Genomic DNA, 6156 nt, shown 5'->3' on the forward strand with positions numbered 1-6156 from the left:
AATATCCTGTTCTCATAATCAGCCCCCTCCTTAAGGGGCGTTGCGGATTCCCGCTTGAAGCACCCCTCATAAGGGTAAATTGATCAGACTACTGCTGGTAACATCATTTCTATAACAGTAAAGCTGTCCGGGAGCTTATCGCTGTACTCATCGACAGCTGCTTTCTGACCTCTGTCATATGCTGCTCCTCCGTCGAGTCTGTTATAGCGGTACCACTTATCATAGATTCCAACACAGCGGTCTCTAAACCCTGCATTGAAGTCTTTATCAAGATGGTCTTTGTACTCCTGCTCAGTCAGGACATTACCTCTTACCGGGTTGATGTATCGTTTTTCTTTTCCGATATAAAATTCAATCCATTTCATTTTCGTTCCTCCGTTTCGTGTCCAATTGGACACGTTTCTGATCAGACTGCTGTTGGAAATCTGTAACCAATAGCCGTAAGATAATCATCCCTTAGTTCATCCAGATAGCCATTTCCAAGAGCTTCCTCAAAGGTACCCTCTTTAATAGCGTAGCTAAACGTATGTGGATCATATTCTTTTACATCGTTCCAGAATTTTTCATCAGCTTCTTCAGGGGAGAGATTATCTTCCTCCTGATACTGTTTTATTTCGCGGTTCATCGCACACCAGTCCCAGCATTCGCTTTCGACTTTTGAGCCTCTGCGTGTGAAACAGTAATAGACTTTCTTTTCCTTATCTATGTAGACGTTCTTTCCGTACTCATCCATGTAATCACCAAGAATGTCCATTACGGATTTTCCAGAAGCATCTTCTTCAACAAGGTTTACACTTCCACCTACGACATCTCCGAAGATCTCCTTATAGAATGAATAGTCGACATTATCCACATAATCATTCAGGAGTTTTTTTGCAATTGCCTGCGCTGCGGTTACGGGCTTATAGTCGTTTACATCAACACCCACGTTATAGCAGTTGGGAATCTTTTCCATCATCCTTCCGCTTCCCATGTTTGTTCTGTGTACATGACCATAAAAATGCCAGTGTCCTTTAAAGAATCCATCCCATTCAGCTATCGGGAAATGACTTAAGGTTATCCTTGTACCAAGAGTCCTCACATAGCCAGTGTCAAATATCTTGACAAACTGCTTTTTGAAACTCTTATGTTCAAGCCATTTTCTGTCGTGATTTCCTGCTATAAGGATCTTCTTACATTTGATTGCTGAAAGTTCCTTTGCGGGATTGTATTCTGCGCAGGATACGTCGCCGAGGATATAAAGTACGTCATCTGGCTGACAGGCCTCATTGATGTTCTCTACGAGAGTCTTGTTCATCTGTTCCAGGTCTTTGAATATCTCTCCTCTTTTTTCTCTTTCGAAGATTGACTGGCAGCCAAAATGAAGGTCTGCTGTGTAGTAGTTCATAATTTCTCCTTTCCGTGTCCAATTGGACACGTTTCTAATATCTTTTTTTGAATTTTCTATATATAAAAAACCGCCAGCGTTTCCTAAAATAGGAAAAGCCAGCGGCTGTTATCTTTATATTGAATGTGACATTTAACAAGTATATTATACAGGATAATATGAATAAAAATCAAGGTTTATTTTATGCGGCACTACTGTCCTGCTCGACGGTGCATTTAAGTTCTTTTCTTATCGTCCTAATAAGATTAGCCATATCCTGTGCATCAGTCTTCTTATAATGAGCTGCATCTTTGACATTCTGCGTTGTTTCAATTTCGTTCTTGAAGACGCTTACCTTTACTACATACCCTTTGTTTGTTTTGATCACGTATTCCATCTGTCCCACCTTATCCATAATAATCTCTGTCCAGTTCCTTTTCTTCCATTTTTCTCGATATAAGAAATGCTACAAATCCTATTACGATTCCTGTTGCGGCCATGATAATTCCTCTATATAGCTTATCACTTTCTTTCTTCATTTAACATTTCCTTTCCAATTTCGTGTCCAATTGGACACGTTTCTATATTTAGTTATCCAGTAACCATTCTTCATCGTAATTAAAATCTGAGTGCATCATATAATCATATTGCGCATTACCTCGTATAGGCTTTTTGTCAGCTGTTACATCATAATTTCTTTTTATTGCTGATATCATCCAGCCGGTAATATTATTTATATTTTTTCTGCTGGGAAGTCCCCAGGCTTTTTTAACCTTTTCAAAATCGTAATCTGCAGCTTCTGCTATCTTCCTGCTCTCAGGTTCGGAAAGCCCTGTAAGGTCTGATATATCTTTTGTGATATCTTTAAACCCATCTTCTTTGGTTATTGCCTCTTCGCTTTCCTTGGCTGCAGGTTTCTTGGTATCCTTGGTATTTATATAGAATTCAATCGTTGATACCTTCCCTCCAAGGCCCGACTTTCTTTCGATAAAGTCAACATGAATTCCTGTCTTTTCATTTATCTCTGATATGGCTTTTACAAGGGCATTTTGCTTGAAGGATGCATACGTCTTGTATTTTTTATTACCGCTCTGTCTTGATAGTACTTCTATTTCATTATAGTTTATATCACCGCCTAATAGAATCTTTCTTATCTCCACACTTTCCTTCTGGTCTATGATCCCGAGGATGAGTTTTAGTTCTGTGATGTTTACATCCCATTGTATGATATTCTGATCAATAACCCCGTTGCGTGTATTTATATATTTCCCTTTATTTAGCTTCTCTTTAAATATCTCATAAAGTCTGAAGCTGTAATGGCTGTTTAAAGAAAGCTGTTCTCGGCAGTTAAGTAGTGTAAAATCCTTTGTCAGGTTTATCACGTAATCCTTGATGTTGTTGTTAAAGTAAATGGTAAGCTTGCCTTTTCTGAAGGCCGCATCAGTTATCACTGTACTTATGATGAACTCTTTCTTAGCTTTATCCTCATAGATTATCCTCCAGTCAAGAAGCGAACCACTGTTTTTATGTCCGTTTTCTATCTGGTCACGGATATTCGTATAAAGTGAACTCCCGGTATTCCCAAGAAGGCTCCTCAGCTGCCCCGTACCTATGACCGCATATGTCATATTTACTGCCTCATCATAACGGGCATTCATTATGGCGATAGTGAACAGCTTAAGACCCATTAGTGAAACATTACCTTTTGAATTTATCAAAGTATTGGATTTTTTATAGACAGATACGTTATTTGTAAACAGCTCCATCTGTTCACAACGTTCTTTACATGCATTACCCATAGAACATACCCCATACCTTACAAGTGGAATATTATATTTTTAGCGTTAGGTGTATTATACAACATGGTAACTTATTTGTGTGTTAAAAAAATATTAAATATTCCAGAAAACAAGCATATCTCCTAATTTAGTATATGTTTATTTAAAATCTCCTTAAAGAGTATATCTTTTCTCCTAAAAAAGTAGATATTACTCCTAATTTAGTATATCTTCATACCGTACTATTTCTCCTAAAATAGTAGATGTCTCTCCTAATTTAGTAGATGTTTCTCCTAAAAAAGTAGATGTTACTCCTAATTTAGTATATCTTTTCGCCGCTATTGCGCATGGTTGAGCGATTTTTAACCCCCTTAAAATAAAATAAAATAAGTGTTGTTGTTTATTATTTAAAATAAAACAACAACACCTTACCAAAGAAACTGTATTTTAAAAATATCCGTTTTGAGTGATTTGACAACCCAATCGGCTTTGAGAAATTACACATGCATAAAGATATACTTTTTTGGGAGAAATCGTTTACCTGGAATATAGATTCAAGAACTCATATGTATTTTGTTCGATACCATCCATGACAGCTTCAGCTTCGTGAAGTACAAGATCTTCATTTCCGTCCACGGCTGCCATAATTATATTGTTTGCTTCCTTATAGGCGCTGGTCCACTCCATTGATTTATGGACTTCCTGTTTAAATTCATAATTTGCTTTTGCAAGCTCGTAGCCTGTAGTTTTTGCACCGATACCAAGAGCTGATATAAACACATAGACCATACCTATAAATGCCATGGCTAATACAATTCCGGATAAATAAGATGATCTTTGCCCAACAACAAAACCACCAGAAATCCTGATATCACCATGAGTGACGTCAAAAAGACTTCTGGATGCTGAAAAGATTATATAAGAGCCAGCAACTGCTATAAAAACGTTATAGATACTCTGACTCATAAAATTCTGTATCTGATCACCAAGAGAAATAAGTGTAAACATTATGTTTCTCCTTTCTCCCTCATGCGTATTATACCATATTTTGGTACATTTTGCCACTGTGAACAATTGAACGTTTATGGTATAATATATACCTAGAAACATTTGGAGGTGAGTATGTTAACTATCAAAGAACTTATGCCGGGGCTGAAGCATTACAGACAGGAGCCCATCGGAAAGATCCTGTCAAGAAATGGTAAGACAGTAAATGAGTATAAAGGATTCGAGTATTATGAAACTCCACAGGGGTTGATGAGGATGGACGTGTGGCATTCCGAAATGATAAAAGCCATACGGAACGAAGGTAAAGGCAGTCTTTTGGAGGCAATTATAAATCATTGCAGACTTAATTGCGCCTGGTTAAAAGAAGATGAGTTAGAAGAGTATGCGTGTCATTGTCTTGCAAGAGAAAGTTACAAGGCTTGGAGCGATTTTGTAATAGGAGAGCAGCAGTGAAAATTGTTTATGTATTAGGTCTTTCACTGATACTTATATTTTTCAGATTAGTAGAAGCCAAGATAAGAAAACAAAAATTTGAGAATGTGACCGTAATCAGCATGATATTATCATCACTGCTGGTATCGTTTATTTTTGTACAGATAATTACCGGATAGTTTCGTGTCCAATTGGACACGTTTCTTCAGAAAGGATTTTGTATATGCGAAAAGAAGATATGATGGCCAAGGAGCTATTCAAAAGGATCCTTGACGAGGGGTGCATGGATGTTAACCCGAGACCTCACTGTCAACCACCCATCACCTAAAGGTAATGGGCTTGCGACTCCCCTGTAGTTCGTTGTAATAACTTCTACATTTTGTCGGTGTAACTTCCGTGGGGTCGCATCATGGGACGGTTGACGCCACCCCTTACGACAAAGTTTACTCTGCCGTAACTGTATCAGGTACTTGACTATCTTCAAGATAGTTGATTCCCATGCGGTACAGATTCATAGCTCCAATGCGGTCATCGTTTGATTTATAGCCACAGTTCTTACAAGTAAACAGATGCAATTTCTTATCACGATTGGCTTTTTCAATGTGTCCACATACAGGACAGCACTGGCTCGTGTAACGAGGGTCAACCTTAATAACGGAAGACTGATTCTGTTTAGCTTTGTAGGCAAGTTTCTGTTCAAGGTCATAGAAAGACCACGATACGGAAACGTAGCGGTCTTTGGTTCTGACACGCTCTGTAGCATTACGAACGCCTGACAAATCTTCAAGAACAAAGAGCGTATGTTTCGGGTTGGATTCAACGAGTGCCTTTGATACCTGGTGGTTAACATCCTGCATCCAACGGTTTTCTCGCTGACCGATAGCTTTTAATCTACGTCTTGAAGATGATGTCTGACACATTTGGAGTTCTTTACGAAGCTTAGAATAGTGAGCACGTTTCTGCTTGATGGCTTTACCGCTTACAAATCCAGACTTGTGCTTACTGTTATAAGTGGCAACAACAAAGTTAATACCTCTATCAATGCCTACAACATTGCAGATATCAGAGATATTACTTTCCTCGATATCATAAGAAACAGGGATATGCAAAAAATATTTACCATGCTTGTTTATGAGCTTAGCAGTGCCGAATTTATAGATTGTATGGTCAAAATATTTAGACATGCCCTCGGCGAAATAAGGTAACTTGACACGACCATTCAACGTATTTACTGAAAAACAGTTTTGCGTAAGGGAATAATCCCTGTTCCAAACAAGGTCATACTGAGGTTTCTTGAAAGATGGTTGAATCCACTCTTTCTGATTTTCGAGAATGGTCTTATATCTTGCAATGACAGTCTTAAATACAGACTGAGTCATTTGAGATTTAAGACCAAACTTTTCTCGTAATGTAGAATACAGTGCCTTGTTAAGAGAAAACTGTTTTAAATCGTGTGTATGGAACACATAGTCAGATACATAATTACAGGCATCAGAATAAACAGACATGGTTTCGTCAAGTAAAACCTTGCTGTCTGCATTAACGGATATCTGTATTTTAGCCGTAACTGTC

9 protein-coding genes are annotated in these 6156 nt (G+C 38.1%); 2 read left to right on the forward strand and 7 right to left on the reverse strand.

Features of this window, described 5'->3' with window-relative positions; translation table 11 throughout:
* Positions 1-83 precede the first annotated feature (83 nt).
* From K6G87_RS04900 to K6G87_RS04925, 6 genes are all read right to left on the reverse strand, one after another.
* Positions 84-365 carry a hypothetical protein gene (locus K6G87_RS04900; RefSeq protein WP_296834609.1) on the reverse strand — a complete coding sequence of 94 codons (282 nt, stop codon included), beginning with the start codon at positions 363-365 and terminating at the stop codon, positions 84-86.
* Positions 366-406: 41 nt separating this feature from the next.
* Entirely contained in the window at positions 407-1387 is a 981-nt protein-coding gene (locus tag K6G87_RS04905; RefSeq protein ID WP_296834611.1) for a hypothetical protein, read from the reverse strand.
* A gap of 181 nt (positions 1388-1568) precedes the next feature.
* On the reverse strand, positions 1569-1781 hold the full coding sequence (locus K6G87_RS04910) for a hypothetical protein (protein WP_296834613.1): 213 nt from the start codon (positions 1779-1781) through the stop codon (positions 1569-1571).
* Positions 1774-1905, reverse strand: a complete 132-nt coding sequence (locus tag K6G87_RS04915; RefSeq protein WP_296834615.1) for a hypothetical protein — start codon at positions 1903-1905, stop codon at positions 1774-1776. The genes K6G87_RS04910 and K6G87_RS04915 overlap by 8 nt, the downstream gene beginning before the upstream one ends.
* A gap of 48 nt (positions 1906-1953) precedes the next feature.
* Positions 1954-3165: a replication initiation protein gene (locus K6G87_RS04920; protein ID WP_296834617.1), complete on the reverse strand. Its 1212-nt coding sequence runs from the start codon at positions 3163-3165 to the stop codon at positions 1954-1956.
* Positions 3166-3681: 516 nt separating this feature from the next.
* The gene (locus tag K6G87_RS04925) at positions 3682-4152 is read right to left on the reverse strand and encodes a hypothetical protein (RefSeq protein ID WP_296834619.1); all 471 of its coding nucleotides are present in this window, start codon (positions 4150-4152) and stop codon (positions 3682-3684) included.
* A 114-nt stretch (positions 4153-4266) separates the two neighbouring features.
* Between K6G87_RS04925 and K6G87_RS04930 the strand changes: the two genes are divergently transcribed.
* Both K6G87_RS04930 and K6G87_RS04935 read left to right on the forward strand, forming a co-directional pair.
* On the forward strand, positions 4267-4605 hold the full coding sequence (locus K6G87_RS04930) for a hypothetical protein (protein WP_296834620.1): 339 nt from the start codon (positions 4267-4269) through the stop codon (positions 4603-4605).
* On the forward strand, positions 4602-4763 hold the full coding sequence (locus tag K6G87_RS04935; protein ID WP_296834622.1) for a hypothetical protein: 162 nt from the start codon (positions 4602-4604) through the stop codon (positions 4761-4763). The genes K6G87_RS04930 and K6G87_RS04935 overlap by 4 nt, the downstream gene beginning before the upstream one ends.
* Positions 4764-5027: 264 nt before the next feature.
* On the opposite strand, the gene K6G87_RS04940 is transcribed toward K6G87_RS04935, so the two are convergent.
* Positions 5028-6156: transposase (locus K6G87_RS04940; RefSeq protein ID WP_296834623.1), on the reverse strand; the 1129-nt coding region annotated here is incomplete at its 5' end.

This window comes from Butyrivibrio sp. (assembly GCF_024699075.1).

Excerpts from the sequence above, each read along its gene's own strand:
- K6G87_RS04900 (WP_296834609.1), bottom strand. The coding sequence starts at position 365 with ATGAAATGGATTGAATTTTATATCGGAAAAGAAAAACGATACATCAAC.
- K6G87_RS04905 (WP_296834611.1), bottom strand. The coding sequence starts at position 1,387 with ATGAACTACTACACAGCAGACCTTCATTTTGGCTGCCAGTCAATCTTC.
- K6G87_RS04910 (WP_296834613.1), bottom strand. The coding sequence starts at position 1,781 with ATGGATAAGGTGGGACAGATGGAATACGTGATCAAAACAAACAAAGGG.
- K6G87_RS04915 (WP_296834615.1), bottom strand. The coding sequence starts at position 1,905 with ATGAAGAAAGAAAGTGATAAGCTATATAGAGGAATTATCATGGCCGCA.
- K6G87_RS04920 (WP_296834617.1), bottom strand. The coding sequence starts at position 3,165 with ATGGGTAATGCATGTAAAGAACGTTGTGAACAGATGGAGCTGTTTACA.
- K6G87_RS04925 (WP_296834619.1), bottom strand. The coding sequence starts at position 4,152 with ATGTTTACACTTATTTCTCTTGGTGATCAGATACAGAATTTTATGAGT.
- K6G87_RS04930 (WP_296834620.1), top strand. The coding sequence starts at position 4,267 with ATGTTAACTATCAAAGAACTTATGCCGGGGCTGAAGCATTACAGACAG.